The organism is Enterovibrio sp. QJM3NY_24 (genome assembly GCF_057786035.1).
In genome coordinates this window covers 3065519-3092238 of sequence record NZ_CM173519.1, presented here as the reverse complement: position 1 = coordinate 3092238, position 26720 = coordinate 3065519, and the positions used below count along the sequence as shown (strand labels likewise).

Genomic DNA, 26720 nt, shown 5'->3' with positions numbered 1-26720 from the left:
AGCCCTAAAATAGCGATTCCATTTCTTCAGCACGACGAACAGCGGCTTGCATGGCCTCTGATACAGTCTCTGAAAGTTGGTTGTTATTAAATACACTCAGTGCCTGAGCGGTGGTGCCGCCTTTTGACGTTACCTGTTCTCTTAAGGTTGCCAGTTCAATATTGGGGTTGGCAACCACCATTTTAGCTGCGCCGAGCGCGGATTGCTGTACCAACGCGCGTGCAGTTTGTTTATCAAAGCCTTGGCGCTCAGCTTCTGCCTGCATTGCTTCCATAAACAAGAAGAAATAGGCAGGTGCACTGCCAGCGGCAGCGATAATAGCATTGATGCCAGATTCTTCGCTGACCCAACAAATTTTTCCGACCGCTTGCAGCAGATCTCCAGCAAACTGACGATCAAGTTCTGTTACTGATTCTGGAGCATAAAGCCCACTCATACCTTCTCCAACCAGTGAAGGTGTGTTTGGCATCACACGAACAAGGTTAAGTGGCGCGCTTGCCATGTCTGACAAGCGTGCGACAGAAATCCCTGCGGCGATCGATATAGCCAGTTTCTTGCTCCAATCAATCTCCGTCATGCTCGCCAGCAATTCTTCCATGCCTTGCGGTTTCACGCCCAGCACCACGACATCCGCTTGCTTTGCACTGGCAATGGCATCTTCATTGGCGTTGATGCCAAAGCTATCGCGAAAGGCGGCGCTTTTCTCTGGCGTGCGGTTAACCGCTGTCAGAAGTGAGGCGGGGTAGCCCGATTGAATCAAACCCGCAATGATTGAGCGAGCCATGTTGCCCGCGCCGATAAAGGCAATGGTGCGTTGTTCCATCAAATGATTCCTTGTGTCTGGCAAGCGGTGATTGGCTTACCTGATGTATTCATATGGCGAGGATGCTTCACTCGCCACGGTTGCTGTAATCGCGCGCGCCAAAAAGGGCGGTGCCGATACGAACCATGGTGCTGCCCGAGGCAATTGCGGCGTCCATGTCGCCACTCATTCCCATCGAAAGGGTATCAAAGTGTGGGCGCGTCGCTTTCATCTCTTCAAACAATGCCACTAATGGCGCAAAGGCGACCATTTGTGCATCGTGATCACTTTCGGGCTGAGGGATACACATCAGGCCGCGCAGTGTGAGATGAGGAAGTTGGTCGATTTCATCTGCCAGCGCTTTCACTTCTTCAAAACCAGTGCCTGATTTTGACGCTTCGCCGCTGGTATTGATTTGGATCAGTACTTGCAGCGGGGGCATGTCATCTGGGCGCTGTTCACTCAATCGCCGTGCAACTTTGCTGCGATCAACGGAATGCACCCAATCGAAATGTTCGGCAATTAGGCGTGTTTTATTGGATTGAATCGGGCCAATAAAATGCCATTCCAAATCAGAATGAAGCGGGCGGAAGTGAAGGATTTTATCCACCCCTTCTTGTACATAGTTTTCGCCAAACTGGCGATGCCCAGCGGCTGTCGCATGTGCGATAGCTTCAATGGGTTTGGTTTTGCTTACCGCCAACAGTTGCACGCCAGCGGCGTCTCTCCCGCATTTTTGTGCGGCATTGTCTATTTGGCGGGTGACCTGCTCTAGGTTTTGTTTGATACTACACATGGCTAATTCTGCGAGGAAACGGATTAATGGATATTACTGAATTATTGGACTTTAGTGTAAAGCATAATGCCTCAGATCTACATCTTTCTGCGGGAGTGCCTCCGATGGTCCGCGTTGATGGTGATGTTCGAAAGCTTAGCCTGCCTGCACTCGAGCACAATGACGTGCACCGCCTCATCTTCGATATTATGAACGATGCCCAGCAACGAGAATTTGAGCAAAACCTTGAAGTGGATTTCTCGTTTGAACTGGCATCTGTTGGCCGTTTCCGTGTTAATGCATTCCACCAATCACGCGGTTGCGCAGCGGTGTTTCGAAACATCCCATCAAAGATCCCAACGCTAGAGGCCATCAATGCGCCTTCGGTGTTTGAGCAGTTTGTTAACTATCAAAAAGGACTCGTGCTCGTTACTGGGCCAACGGGGTCAGGTAAATCCACGACGTTGGCTGCGATGGTAGATAAGATTAACCGTGAACAACATCGTCATGTGTTGACGATTGAAGACCCGATTGAATTTGTCCATGAGCAAAAAAGTTGCTTGATCAACCAGCGTGAAGTTCACCGAGATACGCATTCATTTAATAACGCGCTTCGTTCCGCATTGCGTGAAGACCCAGATGTCATTTTGGTGGGTGAGTTGCGCGACAGAGAAACCATCAGCCTTGCGTTGACCGCCGCTGAAACGGGTCACTTAGTGTTTGGCACCTTGCACACGTCGAGTGCCGCGAAGACGGTTGACCGGATTATTGATGTGTTTCCTGGTGCGGATAAACCGATGGTGCGATCCATGTTGTCAGAATCGCTACGCGCGGTGGTATCGCAAAAACTGATTAAACAGGTCACTGGCGGGCGAGTGGCTGCCCATGAAGTGATGATTGCGACGCCTGCCATTCGAAATCTGATTCGTGAAGACAAAGTGGCGCAGATGTATTCGATGATCCAGACAGGCTCTGGTATGGGCATGCAAACCATGGAGCAATCACTGCGCAACTTGATGATGCAGGGTGTGATTGATAGCAGCGAAGCCAACAAGGCGTTAGATAGCTCAGGGACAGGTTTTTAACGATGACAGATCAGACGCCCCTTTTTCAATTGCTTGATGCCATGCTCAATCAACGTGCATCAGATTGCTATATCACTGTGGGTGCGCCTTGCATGCTGCGTGTTGATGGCAGCTTAACGCCCAACGGTGAAACGTTAGATCTGAGTGGGGTGAAGGCATTGATATCGCAAGCGATGGATACAGACACACATCGGAAATTCATGGAAGAGCGTGAGGCCAACTTTGCTTTGGTCACCGAATCAGGCCGTTTTCGTGTCAGTGCGTTTTGGCAGCGAGATTTGCCTGGCATGGTGATGCGACGTATTGAAACCAAGATCCCAGAGATCCAAACGCTAGGCTTGCCAGATGTGATTCAGGATTTGTCGATTGCCAAACGTGGGCTGGTATTGATTGTGGGCGCAACGGGGTCGGGGAAATCGACATCTATGGCGGCCATGCTAGGGTTTCGCAATACTCATCGCAGCGGCCATATTCTGACGGTAGAAGATCCGATTGAGTTCATCCATCCGCATAAAAAATGCATTGTGACACAGCGTGAGATAGGTATTGATACCGAGAGCTATGAAGTGGCGCTAAAGAACTCGCTGCGTCAAGCGCCGGACATGATCATGATTGGCGAGATCCGCACGAGAGAGACCATGGAATATGCCATGCAGTTTGCGGAGACGGGTCACTTGTGTATCGCCACCCTTCACGCAAATAACGCCAATCAGGCACTCGAACGTGTATTGCATTTGGTGGCGAAAGAGCGTCGTGAACAATTCCTGTTTGATTTGTCACTTAATCTCAGGGGCATTCTAGCGCAGCAGTTGGTGCCTGATATCAGCGGTATTGGTCGTCATGGCGCATATGAGTTATTGCTCAATACTTCCCATGTTTCTGATTTGATCCGTCGTGGTGAATTGCACGAGCTTAAAGCGTGTATCAGCAAGGGCGAAACAGCGGGTATGTGCACCTTTGACCAATCACTGTTTACGCTTTATCAGGCAGGAAAAATCTCGAAGGAAGAAGCGTTACATCACGCTGATTCTCGCAATGAACTGAAGCTGATGATGAAAATGGCAGAGCAATCCTCGAGTTCGCTGTCACTTGCCGATGTTAGTATCGAAGGCTCGTAAGTAAACGAAAAAAAAGCGCCATCAGGCGCTTATTTAACTGTACTGATTTTCAAGCCAGCTTTCGACAATGATAACCGCGGATTGGCAGTCAATGTTTCCCTTGCCCAATGCGCGATACCCGCCGTGTTCAAAAAGTGAAGAACGCGCCTCTGTTGTGGTGAGACGCTCATCATGCAACTCGACATCAACGCCAAAACGCCCTTTTAGGCGATTGGCAAATTTGCGTGCGCGAGGTGTGATGCTTTCTAGTTCACCGCCTTGTAAATCAAGCGGTAAACCCACCACCACTAAATCGGGTTTCCATTCTTTTAAGATCGCTTCAATGGCGTCCCAGCTTGGGATGCCATCTTTTGCTTTCAGTGCCTTAAGCGGTTGAGCGGTGCCAGTAATGGTTTGGCCAATCGCGATGCCAATACTTTTTGTGCCGTAATCAAAGCCCAGCACAGTTTGAATGTTACTCATTGGATGTCTCTTATGCGTGTCCGATATCGGACGAAAGATTGAGCGCAGTGATGCCCAATTGCTTGAGTGCTTTTTCCCAACGCTCATTGATTGGGGTATCGAAAATAACGGTAGGGTCAGCTTCAATGGTGAGCCAACTGTTTTCAGCCAGCTCCTGTTCGAGTTGCCCCGCGTCCCAGCCTGAATAACCCAGCGCGACAATAAACTGCTCAGGTTCATCGTTAGTGCCTAAGATACTCAGAATATCTTTCGATGTGGTCACTGTCAGTGCATCAGACAGTTGAATGCTAGAGCCGAACTCTTGCCTGTTTTTGTGCAGAACAAATCCGCGATCTTCTGATACAGGGCCGCCAAATAAGACAGGCTGATCGAGGCTCACTGGGTGGGTGACATGGCTCTCGCGCTCTACCTCGATTTGTTCAAGCATGTTGGCGACCGAGATATCGATGGGCTGGTTAATCACCAGTCCCATTGCACCGTCCTCATTGTGCTCGCACACATAGATAACACTGTGCTTGAAACGGTCATCTAACATACTGGGCATTGCGACAAGGAAATGATTTTTAAAGTTCATGATGCCCTTCCACTGCTGAGATGCGTCGGCGTAAAGCGACTGATATACAGGTGCTGTGAAATAATGATGCTTAGTTCAGTATGAGCGGTAAGTCAGAGAAAGTCAGCCTCGCGCAGCCGAAACTACGCGAGGTTGTGTGCGGATTATTTTTGTAGACGCGCTTCAATCGCGTCCATCAACTTACCGCTGATATTAATATCAAAGGCCGCTTCAATTTCACGGATACAGGTTGGGCTGGTCACGTTAATTTCAGTCAGCTTGTCACCGATAATATCCAAACCTACAAATACGAGGCCTTTCTCTTTTAGCGTTGGCGCAACGGCGCGTGCGATTGCCCAATCGGTATCGCTCAGAGGGCGGGCTTCACCACGACCCCCAGCAGCCAGATTACCGCGGGTCTCGCCTTTGGCGGGAATACGCGCTAGGCAGTATGGCATTGGCTCGCCGTCCACCACCAGAATGCGTTTATCACCGTTACTGATATCTGGCACAAAGGTTTGCGCCATGCAGTAGGTGTTACCAAGGTTTGTCAGAGTTTCGATGATCACTGACAAGTTTGGGTCGCCCTGCTTAACGCGGAAAATCGATGAGCCACCCATACCATCTAAGGGCTTGAGAATGATGTCGCCGTGTTTTTCATGGAAAGCTTTGATCTGATCAGCACGACGTGTCACCAAAGTGATCGGCGTATGCTCAGGGAACCACGCAGTGAACAGCTTTTCATTGCAGTCACGCAGACTTTGCGGTTTGTTGACGATAAGACAACCTTCCACTTCAGCGCGCTCAAGAATGTAAGTTGCGTAGATGTATTCGGTATCAAAAGGCGGATCTTTGCGCATCAAAACAGCATCAAGATCAGCAAGAGCGATCTCTTGCTCACTTTTCACTTCAAACCAGTTGTCTGGGTTTTCTTCCAGCGTCACGATTTTAGTGCGTGCCAATGCTTTGCCTTGTTCTAGCGACAAGTCGTGCATCTGCATGTAGTGAATTTCCCAGCCACGCTTTTGCGCTTCTAGCATCATGGCAAAGGAAGAATCTTTTTTGATATTGATGGATTCGATTGGATCCATCACTACGCCCAGTTTGATCATGTATTGTCCTTAATTAGCCGAGATCGCCAAAGCGAACCTGTAGGGCGGTGATCGCCGTTAATGCTGCGGTTTCTGTTCGCAACACGCGCGGCCCTAATAAGGTTTCTTCGAAACCAAATTCGCGCGTTTTTTCAATTTCGTCTGCTGACAATCCACCTTCAGGACCTATGAGCAAACGAACGCGCTTGACCGGTTCTGGCAGTGTATTGATTGAGTATTTTGCACGTGGATGCAGGTTGAGTTTCAGCCCATCAAAGTCTTCAGTCGTCCACTCTTCCAGCGCCATCACGGGCCGAATCTCTGGCACGATGTTACGACCACTTTGTTCACAGGCCGCAATCGCAATTTTTTGCCATTGCTGCAGTTTTTTATCGAAGCGCTCCGCGTTGAGTTTGACACCACAACGTTCTGAGATCAGCGGCGTGATGACATTGACGCCCAGCTCAACAGATTTCTGAATGGTGAATTCCATTTTGTCACCGCGGCTGATCACCTGACCAAGGTGTAAATCCAGAGGCGATTCGATACTGCGTTCAACACGCTCAACCACATCAACAGCGACAGATTTCTTGCTCGTTTCAGCAATGACGGCGGGGAATTCAGCACCACTGCCATCAAACAGCAGGATTTCCTGACCAATTTGCATTCGCAATACGCGTCCAACATGGTTTGCAGCGTCTTCACTAAGAGAGACGCGGCCATTGTCGGGCAGACGTTCAGGATGGAAAATTCTAGGGATACGCATGATGGTCGTTTCGTTGTTAATAATGAGCAGCAGTGTATCACGCTGCTGCCTCACGATTGTAGTGTTGCTCGCCTTCAGCTAGATCAGAGACCTGCTTTCTCGCACGATGCTTTCACGAAAGGATTGTGGTTACCTTGCGCTTTGGCTATTCGACGGTCACGCTCACATTCCCAATCCGTAACAGGGTAGGTTTTATCCCACGCATTCATGAGCTTTTTCTGTGCTGACGCCAAACGAAAGTCATACTGTTGATTCATGTACTGGTAGATACGTGCAATGGCGCCACGGCTTTGCGCGGGTGGATCGACCGCGCGCTGTTTGAAATCGACCTTCATTTCGCATTGTCCGTAAAATGCGCCTTTGTTTCCGTTCCATTGTGAAAAACGATAGTTAGAGCGGTCGCCGTTCACTTCGCCAATGGCAGGGACCAGATTGTGCAGATCCGCTTCCATTAAACGAAAGGCTATGTCTGTTCTGCCGCAATTCTTGCGTCCGCCGTCTTGCCAGCATTGGCGCTGGTGGCCAAATTGCCAAGCGGGAACGACATGTTCCCATTCAATGCGGCTAGCACGTTTTAATTGCTTACGCACTTGGTAACCACATTCATCTAATTGCGGCACGCCCTTCTTCCCTTTCCACTCAATGTCACAGCCACAGTAAAAAGAGGTGGGATAATCCTGATAGATTTTTTGCGCGATGCGTTTGGCTTTCGAAAAGGATTGTGGATGCTCAGGAGCAGACATCGCCAGTGGTGATATCAACAACGCAGAAAGCAGCAAGAGATACTTTTTCATCATGAAACAAAGTCTTTTTGGAATTAAGTACTTTGATTATTGCAGATGTATGCGAGTTAAATCTCACTAAAATAGTGTTAATTGAATAACTTGTTAATTGAGGGAAAAGTGGCAATTAACGCATTCGCGTTAGAATGCTGAAGGTTTCCACATCAGGGGCTGTTTACAACGGCGGCACATGTACTGCACTTGCTGGCGCTGTACCTTGTTGTGACGACGCACAGATAAAGGGATGACGTCACATTGGCATTGATAAGGAAAGGTTTTGCCTTCCACGGATTTGATGTCAAAGCTATGCGTGGTTTTAGGTTGAACATCAAAGACCTGTGACATAACGGCTTGCCACTCTTTGCCGTGCGGGCGAACACGTCCGAATCGCGCAAAGACAATTAAATGACTGACTTCATGGGGAACCACTTCGTTAATAAATGCTTCTGGGTTTTCGGCCAATAATACGGGATTGAAGCGAAGCTGCCAGCGTTGAAGCAGCGCCATTCCCGCCGTTTTTCCCCGAATATCAAAACGGATCGCAGGCACCGCAAAATCTGCCTTTAAGGTCTGGCTTGCTTGATAAATGCATTCGCTTACGCGTCGGGTAATACGGTAGTGGAGTTCGTTCATCGCTTTGGCAAAGTTAAGTGGTGACAGCGGCTAGGGTAAAGAGAGGCATGAAAAAAGGGAAGCCGAAGCTTCCCTTTTCTTAATCTGTGGTGCTGCGTGGTCGCGATTATTTGATGTTCGCGAAATCGCGTAATGCTGCCACTTTGTCCGTTTTTTCCCATGGGAATTCTTCACGACCGAAGTGACCGTATGCTGCTGTCTTTTTGTAGATAGGTTGCAGCAGGTCAAGCATCTCTTGCAGGCCATATGGGCGCAAGTCGAAGTTTTGGCGAACCGCTTCGATGATGATCTCTTGAGACACTTTTTCTGTGCCGAACGTTTCAACCATGATAGATGTTGGGTCAGCGACACCGATAGCGTAAGACAGTTGGATCTCACAGCGATCAGCCATGCCAGCTGCAACGATATTTTTAGCAACATAACGTGCTGCGTATGCTGCTGAGCGGTCAACCTTCGATGGATCTTTACCAGAGAATGCACCACCGCCGTGACGCGCTGCGCCGCCGTAGGTATCGACGATGATCTTACGACCTGTCAAACCACAGTCACCCATTGGGCCACCGATAACAAAACGACCGGTTGGGTTGATGAAGTATTTGGTGTCTTTGTTCAACCATTCAATCGGTAAAACCGGTTTAATGATTTCTTCCATTACCGCTTCGCGCAAGTATTCAGTCGTGACTGAATCGCAATGCTGAGTCGAAAGAACAACCGCATCAATACCAACAATCTTACCTTGGTCATATTGGAAGGTAACTTGTGATTTAGCGTCTGGACGTAAGAAATCTAGTTTGCCGCTCTTGCGCACTTCCGCTTGCTTTTTGACCAGCAGGTGAGAATAGGTAATTGGCGCAGGCATAAGAATAGGGGTTTCGTTGGTTGCGTAACCAAACATGATGCCTTGGTCGCCAGCGCCTTGATCTTTAGGATCTGCTTTATCAACACCTTGGTTGATGTCTGGCGATTGCTTACCAATGGTATTCAATACAGCACAAGAGTCTGCATCAAAGCCCATGTCAGAATGTACATAACCAATCTCACGCACGGTTTCACGTGTGATTTCTTCGATATCAACCCATGCTGACGTTGTTACTTCACCGCCAACCATCACCATGCCAGTTTTGACGTAGGTTTCACACGCCACACGTGCTTTTGGATCCTGCGCCAAAATTGCATCAAGAACGGCATCAGAAATCTGATCTGCAATTTTGTCTGGGTGGCCTTCTGATACAGATTCAGAAGTGAACAGGTGCTTAGCCATAACGTTTTCCCTAATGAGTAAATACCAATTTCAGCAGTGTGTTAAACGTGTGCTGACTGCCGTTGGTATAAAATTGATATCGAATATACGTTTAAAGGTATAGATGCTTTTCCATCTGGACGTCTATTCTACGTCACGAGATTGATAAATCAACCCCACGGTTTGTCCGCCTAAAAGGGAAACGTTTGCGTTGGTCATCCTGTAATTACAAATAGATGCGGCACAAACACGCTAGATAGGCGCAGTTTCCTATAAAATCAGCCATGTAAAACGTTTGCAGAGGAACGGGAGTCTTGCGACAATACGACCCCGCCGACTTCTGCGATCTGGCCATCTACGAATAAAAGTATTGCGCCTGATTGCATATAAAACAAAACGTCTATTGATCTCAGGAGCAGACATGTCTTCCCGCAAGGTTTTAGCAAACGCGATTCGTGCACTAAGCATGGACGGTGTACAACAAGCCAACTCTGGTCACCCGGGCGCCCCAATGGGCATGGCTGATATCGCCGAAGTACTGTGGCGCGACCACATGAACCACAACCCGCAAAACCCTGAATGGGCTGATCGCGACCGTTTCATCTTATCCAACGGTCACGGCTCAATGCTGATTTACTCTCTGCTTCACCTGACGGGTTACGACCTCTCAATTGATGATCTGAAAAACTTCCGCCAACTGCATTCAAAAACCCCAGGTCACCCTGAATACGGTTATGCACCGGGCATTGAAACCACCACAGGCCCACTAGGCCAAGGCATCACCAACGCTGTTGGTATGGCGATGGCAGAGAAATCACTGGCAGCGCAATTTAACCGCGACGGCCATGCTATCGTTGACCACAACACCTTTGTGTTCTTGGGCGACGGTTGCTTGATGGAAGGTATCTCTCATGAAGCATGTTCACTGGCGGGTACGCTAGGTCTTGGCAAGCTGGTGGCGTTCTGGGATGACAACGGTATTTCTATCGATGGTCATGTTGAAGGCTGGTTCACTGACAATACGCCTCAGCGTTTTGAAGCGTACGGCTGGCATGTTATTCCAGCAGTAGACGGTCACGATGCCGATGCAATCAATGCGGCGATTGAAGCAGCAAAAGCAGAAACAGGTCGTCCAACCCTGATCTGTACGAAAACCGTGATTGGCTTTGGTTCACCAAATAAAGCTGGCACCCACGATTGTCACGGCGCACCACTAGGCGCTGACGAAATCGCAGCGACACGTAAACAGCTTGGTTGGGAGCACGGTCCGTTTGAAATCCCTGCTGACGTTTACGGCGCATGGGATGCCAAAGAAGCTGGCGCGGCGAAAGAGTCTGCGTGGAATGAAAAACTTGCAGCTTATGAAGCGGCATACCCAGAGCTTGCTGCTGAATTCAAACGCCGCGTAAACGGCGAACTGCCAGCAGAATGGGAAGCGAAAGCGAGCCAAATCATCGCTGATTTGCAAGCAAACCCAGCCAACATTGCATCACGTAAAGCGTCTCAAAACGCGCTAGAAGCGTTTGGTGCCATGCTACCAGAATTTATGGGCGGCTCTGCTGACCTTGCGCCTTCAAACCTCACCATGTGGTCGGGTTCGAAAGCCGTGACTGCTGAAGACGCATCCGGTAATTACATTCACTACGGTGTGCGTGAGTTCGGTATGACAGCGATCATCAACGGCATCGCGCTGCACGGTGGTTTTGTACCTTACGGCGCAACCTTCCTGATGTTCATGGAATACGCGCGTAACGCAATGCGTATGGCTGCGCTGATGAAAATTCAGAACATCCAAGTGTATACCCATGACTCGATTGGTCTGGGTGAAGATGGCCCAACACACCAGCCGGTTGAGCAAATCGCCTCACTGCGTCTAACGCCAAACATGAGCACATGGCGTCCATGTGACCAAGTGGAATCTGCGGTCGCTTGGAAACTGGCGATTGAGCGCAAAGATGGTCCAACGTCGCTGATCTTCTCGCGTCAAAACTTGGCACAACAAGATCGCAACACACAGCAAGTGGCTGACATCGCTAAAGGCGGTTACGTGCTGAAAGATTGTGTGGGCCAGCCAGATCTTATCTTGATTGCAACCGGTTCAGAAGTTGAGCTGGCGGTTGAAGCGGCTGCGCAAATTTCTGCTGAAGGTAAGCAAGTTCGCGTGGTATCTATGCCAGCGACAGACGTTTATGACAAGCAAGATGCGGCATACCGTGAATCAGTACTGCCTTCAGATGTGACCGCTCGTGTTGCAATTGAAGCGGGCATCGCTGACTTCTGGTACAAGTACGTTGGCTTTGACGGTCGTATCATCGGCATGCACTCTTTCGGTGAGTCTGCACCAGCAGGCGAGCTGTTCAAGATGTTCGGCTTTACCGTTGAAAACGTGGTAGAGACGGCGAAAGAGCTACTTGCATAACTGACGATGTCAGGTGTTCGAACGTCAATATTTAGCCCCGCTTTTGCGGGGCTTTTTCTTTTTGATATCTGAACGAATCAATCAGAAGTTTTGATGAGAGACCAGTCACATTCTACGTGCGTATTTTACGTGCTTGAGATAGACTGTCCGCCGTATTTCATTCACGACTCAGATGGTCAGGGACATGGCATTACGCGTTGCAATTAATGGATTTGGTCGAATTGGCCGTAGTGTGCTTCGCGCACTTTACGAGAGTGGCCGAAGAGACAAAATTGACATCATCGCTGTCAATGAACTCGCTGAGCCTGATGCGATGGCGCATCTTCTGCAATATGACACCAGTCATGGTCGATTTTTTAAAAAAGTCTCCAATAGCCAGGAGTTTCTTTTTGTCGGCGACGATAAAATTCGCATCCTTCACTTAAGTGACATTAATCTGGTTCCTTGGCGTGATCTAGACATCGACATCGTGCTCGATTGCACGGGTGTTTATGGCAATCGCGAACATGGTCAAGCCCACCTCGATGCTGGTGCGAAAAAAGTATTGTTCTCCCATCCTGGTAGTAATGACTTAGATAACACCATCATTTTTGGTGTGAATGAAGACTCCTTGAAAGCCAGCGATCGCATTGTTTCCAATGGTTCTTGTACCACTAACTGTATCGTGCCTGTGATTAAGGTGCTTGATGAACAGTTTGGTATTGAGTCTGGCACCATCACCACCATTCACTCTTCCATGAATGACCAGCAAGTGATTGATGCTTATCACCCTGATTTGCGACGCACCCGTGCTGCGAGTCAGTCAATTATTCCTGTCGACACCAAATTACATTTGGGAATTGGAAGAATCTTTCCGAAATTTTCTGACAAATTTGAAGCGATTTCGGTTAGAGTTCCAACGATTAACGTCACTGCAATGGATTTAAGCGTCACAGTTAACACGAAAGTGAAAGTTAATGACGTAAATCAATCACTCGAAGAGGCCGCTCGGTGTACATTGAACGGCATTGTAGATTATACCGAGGCACCACTTGTCTCGATAGACTTTAACCATGACCCTCACAGTGCCATTGTCGATGGCTCGCAAACACGAGTAAGTAACCACAATTTGGTGAAGATGCTGGTGTGGTGTGATAACGAGTGGGGATTTGCTAACCGGATGCTTGATACCGCGTTAGCCATGGATGCAATTTCAAGTGGCTCGAAGGCTTGAGTCACGGTTTTTATTTTGTAAAAACCAAAGCAAATTTTTTATTTTTGCAACTTTAGAGAGAGGACGAAAATGTCTGTAATCAAAATGGCCGATCTGGATCTGGCTGGCAAACGTGTATTTATCCGAGCTGACCTAAACGTACCGGTTAAAGAAGGTAAAGTAACTTCTGATGCACGTATTCTTGCATCTCTGCCAACGATTAAGCTTTGCCTAGAAGCTGGCGCGAAAGTCATGGTTACTTCTCACCTTGGTCGTCCAACTGAAGGTGAGTACGCGGAAGAATTCTCTCTGCAGCCTGTCGTTAACTACTTGAACGACGCGCTTGATTGTGACGTTAAACTAGCAAAAGACTACCTGAACGGCCTAGAGCTGAACGCGGGTGAGCTAGTGGTTCTAGAAAACGTTCGTTTCAACAAAGGCGAAAAGAAAAACGAAGACGAGCTGTCTAAAGCTTACGCTGCACTTTGTGATGTGTTCGTGATGGATGCATTCGGTACTGCGCACCGCGCACAAGCATCGACTTACGGCGTAGGTGTATTCGCTCCTATCGCATGTGCAGGCCCTCTTCTAGCGGCTGAACTTGAAGCACTAGGTAAAGCGATGGACAACCCGGCGCGTCCGTTGGTTGCTATCGTTGGTGGTTCTAAAGTTTCTACCAAGCTGACTGTTCTTGAGTCTCTATCTAAAATCGCTGACCAACTGGTTGTTGGCGGTGGTATCGCGAACACCTTCATTGCAGCTGAAGGCCACAACGTGGGCAAATCACTGTACGAAGCGGATTTGCTAGATACAGCTAAAAAGCTAATGAAAGAATGTGCAATTCCAGTTGCAACTGATGTTGCATGTGCGAAAGCATTTGACGAAAACGCAGAAGCTGAAATCAAGAACGTTGCTGACGTTCAAGATGACGACATGATTTTCGACCTAGGTCCTGAATCAACTGCGGCGCTTGCTGAAATCATCAGCAACGCGAAAACCATCCTATGGAATGGCCCTGTTGGCGTATTCGAGTTCAAAAACTTCGAAGCGGGTACGGCGGGTATTTCTAAAGCAATCGCTGAATCTGCTGGCTTCTCTGTAGCAGGCGGTGGTGACACATTGGCAGCTATCGACAAGTTCGGTATCAAAGCTGATGTTTCTTACATCTCGACTGGCGGTGGTGCATTCCTTGAGTTTGTTGAAGGTAAAGTACTTCCAGCTGTTGAAATGCTAGAAGCTCGCGCAAAAGCATAATATAAAAAACGGGGGTTGTTACCCCCGTTTTTTATGCATCTTATCTTGCGACTAATGTCCGGTTTGATGCAGACACCAAACCGAAAAATTAATGTGTTTGGTGAGACGTTTGGGTACAATGCGCAGCGCTGATCGCAAACGTTTGCCGATTTAGCTGAGTTGGTCGGGATATGGCCAGCTTGGTACTGATTCATTCAAAGACTACAGAGTAAATAGGACTATTGTTATGTCTAAGATTTTTGATTTTGTAAAACCTGGCGTTATCTCTGGTGACGACGTACAGAAAGTGTTTGAAATTGCTAAAGAGAATAAATTCGCTCTTCCAGCGGTAAACGTAGTAAACACGGATTCAATCAACGGTGTTCTAGAAGCTGCTTCTAAAGTTAAAGCACCTGTTGTTGTTCAGTTCTCTAACGGTGGCGCAGGCTTCTTCGCTGGTAAAGGCGTTAAGCTAGAAGGCCAAGGTGCACAAATCCTTGGTGCTGTTGCTGGCGCAAAATACGTTCACGCAGTTGCTGCGTCTTACGGTGTTCCCGTTATTCTGCACACTGACCATGCTGCTAAGAAATTGCTGCCATGGATCGACGGTCTGCTTGACGCTGGTGAAGCGCACTTCGCTGAAACTGGCAAGCCACTGTTCTCTTCACACATGATTGACCTGTCTGAAGAATCACTAGAAGAAAACATCGAAATCTGTGCTGCATACCTTGCTCGCATGGAAAAGATGGGCATGACGCTAGAAATCGAACTGGGTTGTACTGGTGGTGAAGAAGACGGCGTAGACAACTCTGATATGGACGCGTCTGAGCTTTACACTTCTCCAGAAGACGTTGCATACGCATACGAGAAACTGAGCGCTATCAGCCCACGTTTCACTATCGCAGCATCTTTCGGTAACGTTCACGGTGTTTACCAAGCGGGTAACGTTGTTCTTACTCCAACTATCCTGCGTGATTCTCAAGCTTACTGTGCTGAGAAATTCGGTATCGCTCCGAACGCATTGAACTTCGTATTCCACGGTGGTTCTGGTTCTTCTGAAGCAGAAATCCAAGAGTCTATCGGTTACGGTGTTATCAAAATGAACATCGATACTGATACTCAGTGGGCAACGTGGGACGGTATCCGTACTTACTCTGCTGATAACTTTGATTACCTACAAGGTCAAATCGGTAACCCAACTGGCGAAGCTGCGCCAAACAAGAAGTACTACGATCCACGCGTATGGCTACGTGCTGGTCAGGCTTCTATGGTTACTCGTCTTGAGAAAGCATTTGCTGACCTGAACGCAATCGACGTTCTGTAATTTAGTTTTTTAAAAAAACAGGTTACAAAAGATCTAGAAACCCGCTAAATTTAGCGGGTTTTTTTATGACTGCATTTCAGTCATACCCTGAACCACCTCACGTGACTGGATGCCATCTGATGGTTTCTCGTTGCGTGAGGTGGTTTTGTTTTTGTACTAGTGAGAGAAACGATGACCGAACAAAATGCCGTACTTGTTGTTGAACAAACAGCACATGAAGCCATGAGCTGGTTGGCTTCGAACCAAGAATTGATGATTCAATATGCCATGAATGTGCTGACAGCACTGACTATCCTGCTTATCGGTAACTGGATAGTGAAGAAGGTCGCCGGATCTGTGGCGGTAGTATTGAAGAAGCGCGAACTGGATCAGACAGTTGTCGATTTTATCGAGAACATGGTGCGTTACGTGATGTTTGCGATTGTGCTGATTGCAGCGCTGGGCCGCTTGGGTGTTCAAACAGCCTCTATCGTCGCTGTAATCGGTGCTGCTGGCTTAGCAATTGGTTTGGCACTACAAGGCTCACTGTCGAACTTTGCGGCGGGTGTGTTGATTGTGACGTTCCGTCCGTTCAAGTCAGGTGATTATGTTGAAGTGGGCGGCGTGGCGGGTTCTGTTGCCTCGATTCAGATTTTCTCGACTGTATTGACGACGCCAGATAACAAGATGGTCGTTGTGCCAAATGGGACGGTTATTTCCAGCCCAATCACCAACTACTCTCGTCATGAGACACGTCGTATTGATTTTATCATTGGTGTTTCTTACAAAGCGGATTTGCAAAAGACGAAAGAAGTACTGACCCGAATTGTTAATGCTGATGAGCGTGTTTTGCAAGATCCTGAGCCAACCATTGGTGTGCACGCGCTGGCTGATTCATCGGTGAACTTTGTGGTTCGCCCTTGGGTTAACACCGCAGATTACTGGGCGACTTACTTTGACTTGATGCAGGCGATCAAAGAAGGTCTCGATAAAGAAGGGATTGAAATTCCATTCCCACAGATGGATGTGCATTATCACGCCGCCCTTGTGAATGCGAAAGCGAAGGAAAAAAGCAAACCCGTCGCTGAAATGGCATAAAGACAGCATATTGACGTGGAGCCCTGCCCTTTGGTAGGGCTTTTTTATGCGTGTCATCCCGAGAAGTCACAAATAGATCAGTGTGGGTGTTTTAAATTTGAGACAGTATTTTTTACTGTTTAAACTGTACACTCTGCTCTGATTTTTCTGGTGCGGATTGATCCGGAAATGAGAGGCTCTTGTTGTCGACTCTCAGGGAAATCGACCAAACTACAAAACAACTATCAAGGGAATCGCAATGGAAAATGCAACTAATGAAGCCTTGAATTGGTTTACTGCAAACCAAGATCTGCTGCTTCAATACGCGGTGAATGTTATATCCGCGCTCGTTATTATCATTATCGGTAATTGGGTCGTTAAAAAGATTGCCGGTACCGTCGCGAAAGTGTTACGCAAGAAAGACCTCGACAATGCTGTTGTTGAATTCGTGCATACCTTTATTCGCTATTTACTATTCGTTATTGTCCTGATTGCCGCGCTGGGTAAATTGGGTGTTCAAACCGCATCTGTGGTTGCTGTTATCGGTGCTGCAGGTCTTGCTGTTGGCTTGGCACTGCAAGGGTCGCTGTCAAACTTTGCTGCGGGCGTATTGATTGTTGCATTCCGTCCGTTTAAATCGGGCGACTACGTTGAAATCGCGGGTGTAGCAGGTTCAGTAGACTCAATCCAAATTTTCTCGACGGTATTGAAAACGCCTGACAACAAAATGATCGTTGTGCCTAACGGTGGCGTTATCTCTAGCCCAATCACCAACTATTCACGTCATGATACCCGTCGTATCGACTTCGTTGTTGGCGTTTCTTATAACGCGGATTTGAAAAAAACCAAAGATGTACTGACACGCGTATTGGCGGCAGAGTCACGTCTTCTTGCTGAGCCTGAGCCAACTATCGGTGTGGTTGAGCTAGCCGATTCATCGGTAAACCTTGTGGTACGTCCTTGGGTGCGCACTGGTGATTACTGGCCGGTTTACTTCGATTTGCTGCAAGCTATCAAAGAAGCATTGGACGAAGAAGGAATAGAAATTCCTTTCCCTCAAATGGATGTTCATGTGCAAAAAAGCGAAAGCTAATACTTAGCTAAGTGAATAAAGCGCCAATGGCAGTTATGTTGTCATTGGCGTTTTTTTGTTTGGATTGGGCGGTATTCTGGACTGTCGCTGAATCAATGTTTGAGACAAGGGTTGATCGAGTTAAAACAATTGCTTCTTGTGTAGTGATTTTCCTTGCGATTAGGCGAAGGCTTTCCTACCTTGCGTATCTGATGTTGTGCGCTTTTTTAAGTCACCGACAGTTTGCAGCACAAATTTATGAAGGAACCTGATTTATGAGTGATATCCCATCTGAGTTAAAATTCGCGGCATCCCACGAGTGGGTTCGACCTGAAGGCAATGGTGTGTATACCGTAGGCATTTCTGACCATGCTCAGGCAATGCTGGGTGATATGGTCTTCGTTGATTTACCAGAGGTGGGTGACACCGTAAATGCGGGTGATGATTGCGCCGTTGCTGAATCAGTAAAAGCGGCCTCAGATATTTATTCGCCGCTGACGGGCGAAGTCGTCGCGGTCAATGAAGATTTGGAAGGCTCTCCGGAGTACGTCAACACTGACGCTTACGGAGATGGTTGGTTGTTCCAAATTCGTATCACCGACGATTCGGAACTCAATGAGCTTCTTGATGCACAAGCGTATCAAGAAAACCTGGAAGAAGAAGAGTAGTCCAGTTGAAACAATAAAAAAACACCGCGCAATGCGCGGTGTTTTTGATCAAGCGAAGTGTTTGAAGCACTAATTAGCACTGCTCTTTCAAGCGTCGGATCTCAGCATTAATTTCCTTTACGGTACGATAATGCTCAAAATCCGCGTCTGATTGCGCCTGCACCATTCCCTGATGAAAGTCGAAATCTCCGCGGCCATCAATATAAATACGTCCGTTAAACAACCGATAGACGTGTTTGGCGATGAGAGTCGGGAAATAACGATTAAACATCCGCATTCGCAGTTCCTTTTCTTTTTTATTATTGTGCCTCCCGGCACGGCTAGCCAACATCCTTTATTCCAGTGATTAATTCTGGAATTTTGGCGGGCTGCATTATAACGACGCGGGCATGACCACAATGTGACAGCTAAGACACTTGATCGAATAAAATGAGGATTAAGCGAATGAATTTGGGATAGGTCACATTCTAGATAACTAGACACTTGGTTTATTTATCTGGCACGTAAATCTTGCACTTGTTGGCGGACGGTTTGATGAATGGTTTGACGAGTCCATAGATTCTTAGCACTGTTGGCATGTTTCTTGTGCCAAATCTGGCGGATAACAAAATTGCTGACATCGACGGGCGCAGGGCTGATCGCGAGCGTAGTGTTGAACATGTCCAGTTTTGCCATCAGCTCTGCAACGGTGCAGATGAGGTTTCTACCTGACAGTAAATGGCGAACAGTAAGAAAGCGCTGTGAGCCCATCACAACCTGCCTATCACACCCAAAGGCTTTGAGTGTGTCATCGACTGGGCTACTAAGCTGCCCATCCACAGTAACAAGCGCGTGGGGTGTGGTGATGTAGTCATCCAATGTCAGTGGGCTTTTTAGCGCCGTCGCGACAGGATCGAATAAACACACGTGGCGCTCCGTGTAGAGATCTTCCATACGCAGCGTAGGGTCGTGCGTTTCCACTGCACCTAATACCACATCGATCTGATCCGCTTTCAAAGCTTCGCGATAATTGACGCGATCGACGGGGCGGCAACTCAGTTGGCAGTGCGGCGCTTGCTGGCGAAACACATCAAACAGTGCAGGGGCAAAGACGAGCTCTGCATAATCAGTCAGGCCAATCCTCACCACGCCTTGATATTGTGATGGCTCGAATGCCATAGGTGTCAGCACGTCACTGGCGATGGTTTCTAATAGTTGGGTGATGACGGGCTCCAGTTCTATCGCCCTTGCTGTCGGCAGCATTTCGTTGCCTTGACGGTGGAACAGTGGGTCATCAAGCAGGGAGCGAAGACGGGAGAGGTTGTGGCTCATGGCCGATTGCCCAATGGACAGCTTTTCGGCCGCGCGAGTGACACTGCGTGTTTCCATTAGCGCGGAGAAAGCCACCAGTAGGTTTAAATCCACACCACGCCAATTTACGCGACTCATGAGCTTGGCGTGCCCTCACGGCAAATGTCGGCCACCACAGGTTGGCACAGGGCAATGAGATCTTGATAAGCCAATTCAATGCCTGCCAATGGCGAACCACTGCTGATATTGACATGTTCAAATTCGCTGAGAAAAGGGTCGAAGAAAATCGGCATCGCCCCCAATACTGCAATAGGCGTGATCATGCCCGGCGAATAGCCAGTAATGCTTTGAACATGGGTGCTATCAACACAGGTCATGCGACGACAGCCTAGCAATGCGCGTACTTTTTTTGGATCCACCGACGCTGTGCCCGGTAAGCAGGCTAATGCGTACTGGCCGCCCATGTCGCGCAACAGCATCGATTTCACTAATTGGCGAGGGTCAACGCCGCGTTGATCTGCGGCGTCTAATATCGTGGTGGCTGCACGTTGATGCGGCAGTATGCGATGTGCAATGTCATTGTCACGCAGCATCACAACGATAGGTGTATTAAGATCAGGCATCATCTTCTAGGCTGTAAGGCATGTCAGTTTTGTGCCATAGCGAATCAGTGTCTGGCAGGCGGAATTGGCTGTCATCTTCCAAATTATTTGGCAGCACGACCAGTGCTAGTGCCTGACCATCATCAAAGCGGTAACCTGAAAGCACAGTGCCACCGGTACGCCAGTTTTCACCCACGCTGCGATCAAATACATCACCAGATTTTGGTGATTCATTGGCTTCACCTTGCAGTAAATACGCCGCACGTTTATTGATACCGCGATACTTGGCACGAGCAACGGTTTCTTGCCCTGTGTAACAGCCTTTTTTAAAGCTAATGCCATCCAATGCCTGCAGGTTAAGCGCCTGAGGAATGAATTCGTTGGTGGTGATATCGGTGATAGCAGGGATTGCGCTGCGAAGTTCACACAAATCCCACACGCTGTTGTCGCTCAATACTGCGCGCTCACCGAGCTCATTAATGATGTTGTCGGCTTCTTCTGCATCGACAGCTAATAGCCAGCGATTGGCTTCAATTTTAACGGCAGTGCCGGTTTGAGTTGGTCGCACGTCGCCATCGCCCAAAAAGCGAGATTGCATCGCGTTATCGGCTTTATCGCCAACAACACCAATGAGAACTTGTTCGCTTAGGGTGACGGTGATTTTAGAAAACACAGCGTATTTTTTGATTTCAGCTAACTGCTTTTCGGCAATTGAAGCCGGTTGGGTATATGCGATGCCTTCACCGTGATGGAAAAGGCGCATGACTGACCATACTTTGCCTTTTGCGTCACACTGTGCGGCGAGGGTTGAGCGGTTCTTTTCTAATGACACCAGATCGCAGGTCAGTTGACCTTGAAGATAGCTGATGGTGTCTGCACCCACTGCGGTAATCAGTGCAATATGGTCAAGCGCGATCACTGACAGTGCAGGAAGAGCGCTGTCTGAAGAAAGTGGGAGTCGAGGAAACGTGTGCGTTTGGTACCAAGTTGTCATGGTGTCTCTCGCTAAAAAAACGGATTCGTTATGGTAATGCGGTCTGCAAGGAATGTCAGCATTAACTCTTTATGTAAGGGTGAGTTACCTAGATCACAAGGTCAACACCCTTACATCGGCAGTAATAGCGCCTAAGTAAGGGCACTGATACTATTTGGCTTGTTATGTTTGACACTGAATGAGGTAATCATGCTGACCGCCGAAGATAAACCGCGGATCAAATGGGCATGCCGTCGTGGCATGTTAGAGCTGGACGTGATCATTATGCCGTTTTTCGAAGAGTGTTTTGATGACCTGACACAGGCAGAAAAACAGGATTTCGTGACGCTGCTTGAATGTGATGACCCCGATTTGTTTTCTTGGCTAATGGGACACACCCGCAGTGCGTTGCCAGCACATGCGACAATGACGGATAAAATCATTGCACATAACCGCAGCAAATTGCGTTAACACACGGCTCCAGCGCTCTCGATGGTTGCGCTGGGGGCTGTTTACTCTCTATGTCTCTCTGGTGATGTTACTCTTCGTTGCTTCTGCGTTTCCTCTTGAAGCCAAAACTCTCATGCTTGTGTTTCTATTGTCTGACTTGATGCGTCGCCTTAAGCATGTCGGTTCAATGACTGGCAATATGCAATTGCACAGTAGTGGCCTTTGCCGCTATCAAGGCAAAGATTATGATGTTTCACGTATCTTTTTGTTTAGCAGACATTTAATTGTTTTAGATCTTAAACGCCATCAGTGTCGTCTTCGTTTACCACTGGCTGCCGATGCGTTCTCTCATGACACTTTTCGCCATATTAGTCGGGTCTGCCTTGTGCTGAAAAGCTGATCAACTTCACGTTTATTGAATATTTAACGTACGCCATCCCTAAACGAATCATTGAGCCCGCCGATAACAAGCTATACAGCCATTTGTCTTGCTTTCGATACGCTGTACCCACGAAGTCTATAGGGAAGGGGTGACATGAAAATTAGAACCAAGCTTTATTCACTGACCGCATTTTCTGCGGTGTCTTTGGTCTTGTTTGCCCTTGTCGGCTGGCAGGCTTCGGAGCGTATGGTTGACTTGAAAACCAAATTGACACTTGTTGGCGACCTGGAAGTTCAATTGCTCAACATGCGAAGAAATGAAAAGGATTTTCTGTCTCGTTTAGACAGTAAATACATTGATCGGTTTGAAGCGAATGTCACGGAGTTTGACGCATCGCTTATTCAGTTGCAGCAAGAAGCAGACGCCTTGGATCTGACGTTGCCTCAAATTGGCGAGGTCAAACAAGCGATGAAGAATTATCGTGATGGCTTTATTGACCTTACTGAAGGCTACAAAGCACTCGGGTTGAATCGAGAGTTGGGCACGTGGGGCGAATTAACCGCGGCTAATACCGCGTTGCTTTCACAGCAACAAAACAATGCTGAAGTGGAATATCTCGTTACTTTGGTTCGTCTGCTGGTGGCAGATACGTCAATGGCACGTTTTGATGAATTTAAGGCGATTTGGACTGATGTGTCGTCACGTGTTAATAGTCCATTACTGACTAAACAAAAGGCATTGGTTGAACGTTATATGCAGTTAAACGGTACGGTCGGATTGGATCATCAATCGGGTTTGTTGGGTAATATCCGCGGGCAAACTCATCAGGTTGAACTTGATTTTGATGCGATGCGCGGGCAGCTTACCGATGAACTGAACACGTCAACCCGTTCATTGGCAGCATCAACAGGTTCGGTACTGATGTTGGTTTTTTTACTGCTCATTTCAATCAGTATTTGGCTAAATCGCGATATTCAGCGTCGCCTTAGAACGCTTACCAGCACCATGGAGCAGGTCGCTGCGGAACGCGATTTAACATTGCGTGCGAATGCCGACGGTGATGATGAAATCGCCGTTGTGGCAACAGATTTCAATACGGTACTTGAGCATTGTCAGACCTTAATTGCTGGCGTGAAAATGTCGATCACGACATTGAATGCAACAGCGTCAGATGTTCAAAAACGTAGCTCCCATGCGGAAATCTCCCTTGATAAGCAGCATTCAGAAGCGGAAATGGCCGCCACTGCTGTTAACGAAATGGAAGCAACCATTCGAGAAATTGCATCAAACACCGAAGCGGCGGCATCAAATGCCGATCAAAGCCTATTACGCGCACAGAAAGGCCATCAAACCGTTCAAGCAACACGTAACGCTATTGTCACGCTGTCAGAAGGACTAGGTATCGCCAATAGTGATATTCATAGCTTGGTCTCGCTGTCTCAACAGATTGGCAGCGTGGTTGATGTCATCAAAGATATCTCGGAACAGACGAACTTGTTGGCACTGAATGCAGCGATTGAAGCGGCACGTGCAGGCGAACAGGGCCGAGGTTTTGCCGTAGTGGCGGACGAGGTTCGATCTTTGGCAACGCGTACCCATAAATCGACCGACGAAATTGCGACCATGATTTCGTCATTGCAGCAGCAGACTAACCACGTTGTGGATCGAATTACGTCTTGCCAAAACGACAGTGAAAAATCGGTAAGTTATGTCGAAGAGGCGGCGACAGAGTTGGATAACATCATCGTCGACATGCAGCAAATCATGGACATGAGCACGCAAATTGCAGCGGCGATTGAAGAACAAAGCATGGTAGCGAAAGAGGTGAACCTGAACGTACACGCCATTCAGGACATCACTTCCTCTAACACCGCTGCGACCAGTGAAAATGCACGCGCAGCGGCACGTGTTGCAGAGCAGAGCAAAGAGTTGGAATCTGCTATCGCCGCATTTCGTTCCTGATGTCTCGCCCCTCACTGTGAGGGCGCTAAATCGTTGATGGATGGCGACTCACTGAATTCAAGACAACAAAAAGCCCTCACGTAGAGGGCTTTTTCATGTCAGTCAGTTAGCACGGAAAGTCGGGGACCAAAATGGTTGGGCCACTGTTTTCGACTTTGTCAGGATAATCAAGAGTGTAATGCAACCCGCGACTTTCTTTACGCGCCATGGCGCAGCGCACCATCAGCTCTGCAACTTGCAGTAAATTACGCAGTTCTAGCAAGTTGTTGGATACGCGGAAGTTACTGTAATACTCGTTCGTTTCTTGTTTCAATAACTCAATACGACGTAGCGCGCGTTCAAGACGCTTGGTGGAGCGAACAATGCCCACGTAGTCCCACATAAACAGGCGCAGTTCATGCCAGTTGTGCTGAATAACGACTTCTTCGTCAGAGCAAGTGACGAGACTGTCATCCCAATGTGGTACAGATGGTGGCACTTCGGCTGATGCGGCATTTTCGCCAATGTGCATCGCTGCTGCCCATGCATACACCACGCATTCCAGTAATGAATTTGATGCCATGCGATTAGCGCCATGAAGCCCTGTGTAGCTGACTTCACCAATAGCATAAAGACCTTGAAGATCGGTCTGACCGTTCTTATCGACCATCACGCCGCCACAGGTATAGTGAGCCGCTGGCACAATAGGAATCGCGTCTGTGGTTAAATCAAAGCCATAGGTGAGCAACTTTTCATAAATAGTGGGGAAATGCTTCATGACAAAGTCAGGGTCTTTGTGACTGATGTCGATGTACATGCAGTCAGCACCCAAGCGCTTCATTTCAAAATCGATAGCGCGTGCGACGACATCTCTTGGCGCAAGCTCGGCACGCTCGTCAAAATCAGTCATAAAGCGAGAACCATCGGGTCTGCGCAAATACGCGCCTTCACCACGAAGTGCTTCGGTGATCAGATAGTTTCTGGCTTCAGGGTGGAACAAACAGGTGGGGTGAAACTGATTAAATTCAAGATTGGCGACCCGACAGCCTGCACGCCATGCCATGGCGATACCATCGCCTGAAGAGACGTCTGGGTTCGAGGTGTATTGATAAACCTTCGAGGCACCGCCTGTGGCAAGTACTACAAACTTAGCGCGGACAGTTTCAACCGCTTCTCGATCTCGGTTCCACACGTAGGCACCCAGTACGCGATTCGCCCCTGAGATACCGATTTTTTTACGGGTGATGAGGTCAAGGGCATTGTGGCGCTCAAGCACCTTGATGTTTGGGTGCTGCATGACATTTTCTTGCAACGATGTTTGTACGGCCATACCTGTTGCATCGGCAGCATGCAGAATGCGTCGATGACTGTGGCCACCCTCACGAGTGAGGTGAAATTTAGGTTCGTCACTCTCGCTGTTTTCTTCGCGATCAAAAGGGACGCCACCATCAATCAGCCATTGCACACATTCTTTGGCGTTTTCTGCGATAAAGTGCACGATGTCTTCGTCACACAGGCCATCGCCAGCGATTTGTGTATCCTCAACGTGAGATTCAATGGAATCGCTTTCGTCAAAAACAGCGGCAATGCCACCTTGTGCGTAGTAAGTTGCCCCTTCACTGCTTGGGCCTTTGCTTAACACCATCACTTTTTGTGTCGGCGCAAGATGCAGTGCTAGGGATAAACCCGCGGCACCACTGCCAATAACCAGTACGTCACAGATGTGTTCTGGGTGTTTGCTCATTGATTATGTATTCCTTTCTCTCAAATGAAGCTGCACAAATCCGCCTGCTGTCATTTGAAACAACGAGATATTCAGGTGGTTTGGTCAGTTTACACTAATCCTGCAGACCGTAGAATGCTAAGTGGGCCGAGCGTTAGATACTCGTTATATTCACAGAGATAAGGATATGGCGAGACGCAGTGGTTACAGAGTCACCATGCTATCTGGTAGACTTTGCGAGCTGGATCGGATCATGAGACGAATCCCGCCTTTTTAGGGAACTTTATATTACCGTATCACTCATACACTTTGCTCACTCTTTACGACGTGTCGTTTTTTTTAAATTTAGTGGCAGCAAAGTGACAACGAGCGAAAAGAAATACCAAGTGCTGACGGTCTTCTGACGTTTTACTGTGACACTTTATCGTGTGAATAGCGTTATTGCGTTAAAGAAGCGCATTGGTATCAATAATAAGGAGAAGGCGCTCGAATGAGCGAGCAGTTAACTGATCAAGCCTTAATAGAGCGCGTACAGAACGGCGATAAACAGGCGTTTAATCTGTTGGTCATCAAATATCAGCATAAGGTAAGCAACCTTATCTCTCGCTATGTGAACAATAGCGGTGATGTCCCCGATGTCACTCAAGAAGCCTTTATCAAAGCTTATCGAGCTTTGCCTGGCTTCCGAGGTGAAAGCGCCTTTTATACGTGGTTGTATCGCATTGCAGTCAATACCGCGAAGAACTATTTGGTCGCCCAAGGACGCCGTCCACCAGCCAGTGATATTGATGCTGAAGAAGCTGAAAATTATGAAAATGGTGGAGCACTGAAAGAAATATCGAACCCTGAGAACCTTATGTTGTCAGAACAGTTGAAGCAGGTGGTGTTTAGTACGATTGAAGCCCTGCCTGAAGATCTGAAAACGGCCATTACACTGCGCGAAATCGACGGCTTGAGTTATGAAGAGATTGCAGAAGTAATGGACTGCCCGGTAGGAACGGTACGCTCGCGTATTTTCCGCGCCAGGGAAGCGGTAGACAAACGTGTTCGTCCACTCATGAACCAGTAACAGTTTTAACTGTTGAAAA

At 48.1% G+C, this 26720-nt stretch carries 27 protein-coding genes; 13 read left to right on the top strand and 14 right to left on the bottom strand.

From position 1 onward, the window contains the following. Positions 1–4 precede the first annotated feature (4 nt). Together proC and AC3CIC_RS13760 are read right to left on the bottom strand one after the other, a co-directional pair. Positions 5–823, bottom strand: a complete 819-nt coding sequence (gene proC, locus AC3CIC_RS13765) for a pyrroline-5-carboxylate reductase (protein WP_017004542.1) — start codon at positions 821–823, stop codon at positions 5–7. 67 nt (positions 824–890) lie between these two features. After that, positions 891–1598, bottom strand: a complete 708-nt coding sequence (locus tag AC3CIC_RS13760; protein ID WP_017004541.1) for a YggS family pyridoxal phosphate-dependent enzyme — start codon at positions 1596–1598, stop codon at positions 891–893. Between the two features lie 26 nt (positions 1599–1624). On the opposite strand from AC3CIC_RS13760, the gene AC3CIC_RS13755 reads away from it, so the two are divergent. Continuing rightward, complete coding sequence (locus AC3CIC_RS13755) at positions 1625–2662, top strand: type IV pilus twitching motility protein PilT (protein ID WP_016959546.1); 1038 nt, start codon at positions 1625–1627, stop codon at positions 2660–2662. Between the two features lie 2 nt (positions 2663–2664). Continuing rightward, positions 2665–3780 (top strand): PilT/PilU family type 4a pilus ATPase, encoded by a 1116-nt coding sequence (locus AC3CIC_RS13750; protein WP_016959545.1) that lies wholly within the window; start codon positions 2665–2667, stop codon positions 3778–3780. Between the two features lie 33 nt (positions 3781–3813). Here the strand turns inward: AC3CIC_RS13750 and ruvX are convergent, their stop codons facing one another. The 7 genes from ruvX to metK all read right to left on the bottom strand — a co-directional run bounded on the left by ruvX (position 3814) and on the right by metK (position 9328). Continuing rightward, entirely contained in the window at positions 3814–4242 is a 429-nt protein-coding gene (ruvX, locus tag AC3CIC_RS13745) for a Holliday junction resolvase RuvX (protein ID WP_017004539.1), read from the bottom strand. Between the two features lie 10 nt (positions 4243–4252). After that, positions 4253–4816, bottom strand: a complete 564-nt coding sequence (locus tag AC3CIC_RS13740; protein WP_017004538.1) for a YqgE/AlgH family protein — start codon at positions 4814–4816, stop codon at positions 4253–4255. Positions 4817–4959: 143 nt separating this feature from the next. Beyond that, a complete protein-coding gene (gene gshB / locus AC3CIC_RS13735) occupies positions 4960–5907 on the bottom strand; it encodes a glutathione synthase (RefSeq protein WP_017004537.1) in 948 nt (315 codons plus the stop codon). A 13-nt stretch (positions 5908–5920) separates the two neighbouring features. Then, positions 5921–6652: a 16S rRNA (uracil(1498)-N(3))-methyltransferase gene (gene rsmE / locus AC3CIC_RS13730; protein WP_026024010.1), complete on the bottom strand. Its 732-nt coding sequence runs from the start codon at positions 6650–6652 to the stop codon at positions 5921–5923. Positions 6653–6735: 83 nt separating this feature from the next. Next, positions 6736–7446 carry an endonuclease gene (locus AC3CIC_RS13725; RefSeq protein ID WP_488515919.1) on the bottom strand — a complete coding sequence of 237 codons (711 nt, stop codon included), beginning with the start codon at positions 7444–7446 and terminating at the stop codon, positions 6736–6738. Positions 7447–7575: 129 nt separating this feature from the next. Then, positions 7576–8067, bottom strand: coding sequence for a SprT family zinc-dependent metalloprotease (locus AC3CIC_RS13720; protein ID WP_488514875.1), 492 nt, complete (start codon positions 8065–8067; stop codon positions 7576–7578). A gap of 106 nt (positions 8068–8173) precedes the next feature. After that, complete coding sequence (gene metK / locus AC3CIC_RS13715) at positions 8174–9328, bottom strand: methionine adenosyltransferase (RefSeq protein ID WP_017004535.1); 1155 nt, start codon at positions 9326–9328, stop codon at positions 8174–8176. A gap of 400 nt (positions 9329–9728) precedes the next feature. Here metK and tkt point away from each other — a divergent pair, with 400 nt between their 5' ends. The 7 genes from tkt (at position 9729) to gcvH (ending at position 18271) form a co-directional block, all read left to right on the top strand. Further along, complete coding sequence (tkt, locus tag AC3CIC_RS13710; protein ID WP_488514874.1) at positions 9729–11726, top strand: transketolase; 1998 nt, start codon at positions 9729–9731, stop codon at positions 11724–11726. 184 nt (positions 11727–11910) lie between these two features. Beyond that, on the top strand, positions 11911–12939 hold the full coding sequence (gene epd / locus AC3CIC_RS13705; RefSeq protein WP_488514873.1) for an erythrose-4-phosphate dehydrogenase: 1029 nt from the start codon (positions 11911–11913) through the stop codon (positions 12937–12939). A 69-nt stretch (positions 12940–13008) separates the two neighbouring features. Continuing rightward, positions 13009–14172, top strand: a complete 1164-nt coding sequence (locus AC3CIC_RS13700) for a phosphoglycerate kinase (protein WP_488514872.1) — start codon at positions 13009–13011, stop codon at positions 14170–14172. Positions 14173–14398: 226 nt separating this feature from the next. Next, positions 14399–15475, top strand: coding sequence for a class II fructose-bisphosphate aldolase (fbaA, locus tag AC3CIC_RS13695; RefSeq protein WP_016960320.1), 1077 nt, complete (start codon positions 14399–14401; stop codon positions 15473–15475). Positions 15476–15646: 171 nt separating this feature from the next. Beyond that, positions 15647–16552 (top strand): small-conductance mechanosensitive channel MscS, encoded by a 906-nt coding sequence (mscS, locus tag AC3CIC_RS13690; RefSeq protein ID WP_017006243.1) that lies wholly within the window; start codon positions 15647–15649, stop codon positions 16550–16552. A gap of 238 nt (positions 16553–16790) precedes the next feature. Further along, complete coding sequence (mscS, locus tag AC3CIC_RS13685; RefSeq protein ID WP_016960318.1) at positions 16791–17624, top strand: small-conductance mechanosensitive channel MscS; 834 nt, start codon at positions 16791–16793, stop codon at positions 17622–17624. A 254-nt stretch (positions 17625–17878) separates the two neighbouring features. Beyond that, positions 17879–18271, top strand: coding sequence for a glycine cleavage system protein GcvH (gcvH, locus tag AC3CIC_RS13680; protein WP_016960317.1), 393 nt, complete (start codon positions 17879–17881; stop codon positions 18269–18271). Between the two features lie 73 nt (positions 18272–18344). On the opposite strand, the gene AC3CIC_RS13675 is transcribed toward gcvH, so the two are convergent. The 4 genes from AC3CIC_RS13675 to ygfZ form a co-directional block, all read right to left on the bottom strand. Then, positions 18345–18548: a DUF1107 family protein gene (locus tag AC3CIC_RS13675; protein WP_026023849.1), complete on the bottom strand. Its 204-nt coding sequence runs from the start codon at positions 18546–18548 to the stop codon at positions 18345–18347. A gap of 215 nt (positions 18549–18763) precedes the next feature. After that, positions 18764–19699, bottom strand: a complete 936-nt coding sequence (locus AC3CIC_RS13670; protein WP_488514871.1) for a LysR family transcriptional regulator — start codon at positions 19697–19699, stop codon at positions 18764–18766. Beyond that, the gene (locus AC3CIC_RS13665) at positions 19696–20187 is read right to left on the bottom strand and encodes an aminoacyl-tRNA deacylase (RefSeq protein WP_488514870.1); all 492 of its coding nucleotides are present in this window, start codon (positions 20185–20187) and stop codon (positions 19696–19698) included. Before AC3CIC_RS13665 ends, AC3CIC_RS13670 begins: the two co-directional genes overlap by 4 nt. Beyond that, on the bottom strand, positions 20177–21157 hold the full coding sequence (gene ygfZ, locus AC3CIC_RS13660) for a tRNA-modifying protein YgfZ (protein WP_488514869.1): 981 nt from the start codon (positions 21155–21157) through the stop codon (positions 20177–20179). The genes AC3CIC_RS13665 and ygfZ overlap by 11 nt, the downstream gene beginning before the upstream one ends. 189 nt (positions 21158–21346) lie before the next feature. Between ygfZ and AC3CIC_RS13655 the strand changes: the two genes are divergently transcribed. The 3 genes from AC3CIC_RS13655 (at position 21347) to AC3CIC_RS13645 (ending at position 23930) form a co-directional block, all read left to right on the top strand. Further along, the gene (locus tag AC3CIC_RS13655) at positions 21347–21607 is read left to right on the top strand and encodes an FAD assembly factor SdhE (RefSeq protein WP_016960312.1); all 261 of its coding nucleotides are present in this window, start codon (positions 21347–21349) and stop codon (positions 21605–21607) included. Beyond that, entirely contained in the window at positions 21579–21986 is a 408-nt protein-coding gene (locus AC3CIC_RS13650; protein WP_488514868.1) for a protein YgfX, read from the top strand. Before AC3CIC_RS13655 ends, AC3CIC_RS13650 begins: the two co-directional genes overlap by 29 nt. Positions 21987–22121: 135 nt before the next feature. Beyond that, positions 22122–23930: a methyl-accepting chemotaxis protein gene (locus AC3CIC_RS13645; RefSeq protein ID WP_488514867.1), complete on the top strand. Its 1809-nt coding sequence runs from the start codon at positions 22122–22124 to the stop codon at positions 23928–23930. A gap of 106 nt (positions 23931–24036) precedes the next feature. Here AC3CIC_RS13645 and nadB read toward each other — a convergent pair whose 3' ends face one another. Then, the gene (gene nadB, locus AC3CIC_RS13640) at positions 24037–25653 is read right to left on the bottom strand and encodes an L-aspartate oxidase (protein WP_016960309.1); all 1617 of its coding nucleotides are present in this window, start codon (positions 25651–25653) and stop codon (positions 24037–24039) included. A gap of 469 nt (positions 25654–26122) precedes the next feature. Between nadB and rpoE the strand changes: the two genes are divergently transcribed. After that, the gene (gene rpoE, locus AC3CIC_RS13635; RefSeq protein ID WP_016960308.1) at positions 26123–26701 is read left to right on the top strand and encodes an RNA polymerase sigma factor RpoE; all 579 of its coding nucleotides are present in this window, start codon (positions 26123–26125) and stop codon (positions 26699–26701) included. The last annotated feature ends 19 nt before the right edge of the window (positions 26702–26720 follow it).

Excerpts from the sequence above, each read along its gene's own strand:
- AC3CIC_RS13670 (WP_488514871.1), bottom strand. The coding sequence starts at position 19,699 with ATGAGTCGCGTAAATTGGCGTGGTGTGGATTTAAACCTACTGGTGGCT.
- mscS (WP_017006243.1), top strand. The coding sequence starts at position 15,647 with ATGACCGAACAAAATGCCGTACTTGTTGTTGAACAAACAGCACATGAA.
- AC3CIC_RS13700 (WP_488514872.1), top strand. The coding sequence starts at position 13,009 with ATGTCTGTAATCAAAATGGCCGATCTGGATCTGGCTGGCAAACGTGTA.
- AC3CIC_RS13665 (WP_488514870.1), bottom strand. The coding sequence starts at position 20,187 with ATGATGCCTGATCTTAATACACCTATCGTTGTGATGCTGCGTGACAAT.
- gcvH (WP_016960317.1), top strand. The coding sequence starts at position 17,879 with ATGAGTGATATCCCATCTGAGTTAAAATTCGCGGCATCCCACGAGTGG.
- rpoE (WP_016960308.1), top strand. The coding sequence starts at position 26,123 with ATGAGCGAGCAGTTAACTGATCAAGCCTTAATAGAGCGCGTACAGAAC.
- ruvX (WP_017004539.1), bottom strand. The coding sequence starts at position 4,242 with ATGAGTAACATTCAAACTGTGCTGGGCTTTGATTACGGCACAAAAAGT.
- nadB (WP_016960309.1), bottom strand. The coding sequence starts at position 25,653 with ATGAGCAAACACCCAGAACACATCTGTGACGTACTGGTTATTGGCAGT.
- AC3CIC_RS13750 (WP_016959545.1), top strand. The coding sequence starts at position 2,665 with ATGACAGATCAGACGCCCCTTTTTCAATTGCTTGATGCCATGCTCAAT.
- AC3CIC_RS13720 (WP_488514875.1), bottom strand. The coding sequence starts at position 8,067 with ATGAACGAACTCCACTACCGTATTACCCGACGCGTAAGCGAATGCATT.
- epd (WP_488514873.1), top strand. The coding sequence starts at position 11,911 with ATGGCATTACGCGTTGCAATTAATGGATTTGGTCGAATTGGCCGTAGT.
- AC3CIC_RS13645 (WP_488514867.1), top strand. The coding sequence starts at position 22,122 with ATGAAAATTAGAACCAAGCTTTATTCACTGACCGCATTTTCTGCGGTG.
- AC3CIC_RS13725 (WP_488515919.1), bottom strand. The coding sequence starts at position 7,446 with ATGAAAAAGTATCTCTTGCTGCTTTCTGCGTTGTTGATATCACCACTG.
- fbaA (WP_016960320.1), top strand. The coding sequence starts at position 14,399 with ATGTCTAAGATTTTTGATTTTGTAAAACCTGGCGTTATCTCTGGTGAC.
- mscS (WP_016960318.1), top strand. The coding sequence starts at position 16,791 with ATGGAAAATGCAACTAATGAAGCCTTGAATTGGTTTACTGCAAACCAA.
- AC3CIC_RS13760 (WP_017004541.1), bottom strand. The coding sequence starts at position 1,598 with ATGTGTAGTATCAAACAAAACCTAGAGCAGGTCACCCGCCAAATAGAC.
- AC3CIC_RS13740 (WP_017004538.1), bottom strand. The coding sequence starts at position 4,816 with ATGAACTTTAAAAATCATTTCCTTGTCGCAATGCCCAGTATGTTAGAT.
- tkt (WP_488514874.1), top strand. The coding sequence starts at position 9,729 with ATGTCTTCCCGCAAGGTTTTAGCAAACGCGATTCGTGCACTAAGCATG.
- ygfZ (WP_488514869.1), bottom strand. The coding sequence starts at position 21,157 with ATGACAACTTGGTACCAAACGCACACGTTTCCTCGACTCCCACTTTCT.
- gshB (WP_017004537.1), bottom strand. The coding sequence starts at position 5,907 with ATGATCAAACTGGGCGTAGTGATGGATCCAATCGAATCCATCAATATC.
- AC3CIC_RS13675 (WP_026023849.1), bottom strand. The coding sequence starts at position 18,548 with ATGCGGATGTTTAATCGTTATTTCCCGACTCTCATCGCCAAACACGTC.
- rsmE (WP_026024010.1), bottom strand. The coding sequence starts at position 6,652 with ATGCGTATCCCTAGAATTTTCCATCCTGAACGTCTGCCCGACAATGGC.
- metK (WP_017004535.1), bottom strand. The coding sequence starts at position 9,328 with ATGGCTAAGCACCTGTTCACTTCTGAATCTGTATCAGAAGGCCACCCA.
- proC (WP_017004542.1), bottom strand. The coding sequence starts at position 823 with ATGGAACAACGCACCATTGCCTTTATCGGCGCGGGCAACATGGCTCGC.
- AC3CIC_RS13655 (WP_016960312.1), top strand. The coding sequence starts at position 21,347 with ATGCTGACCGCCGAAGATAAACCGCGGATCAAATGGGCATGCCGTCGT.
- AC3CIC_RS13755 (WP_016959546.1), top strand. The coding sequence starts at position 1,625 with ATGGATATTACTGAATTATTGGACTTTAGTGTAAAGCATAATGCCTCA.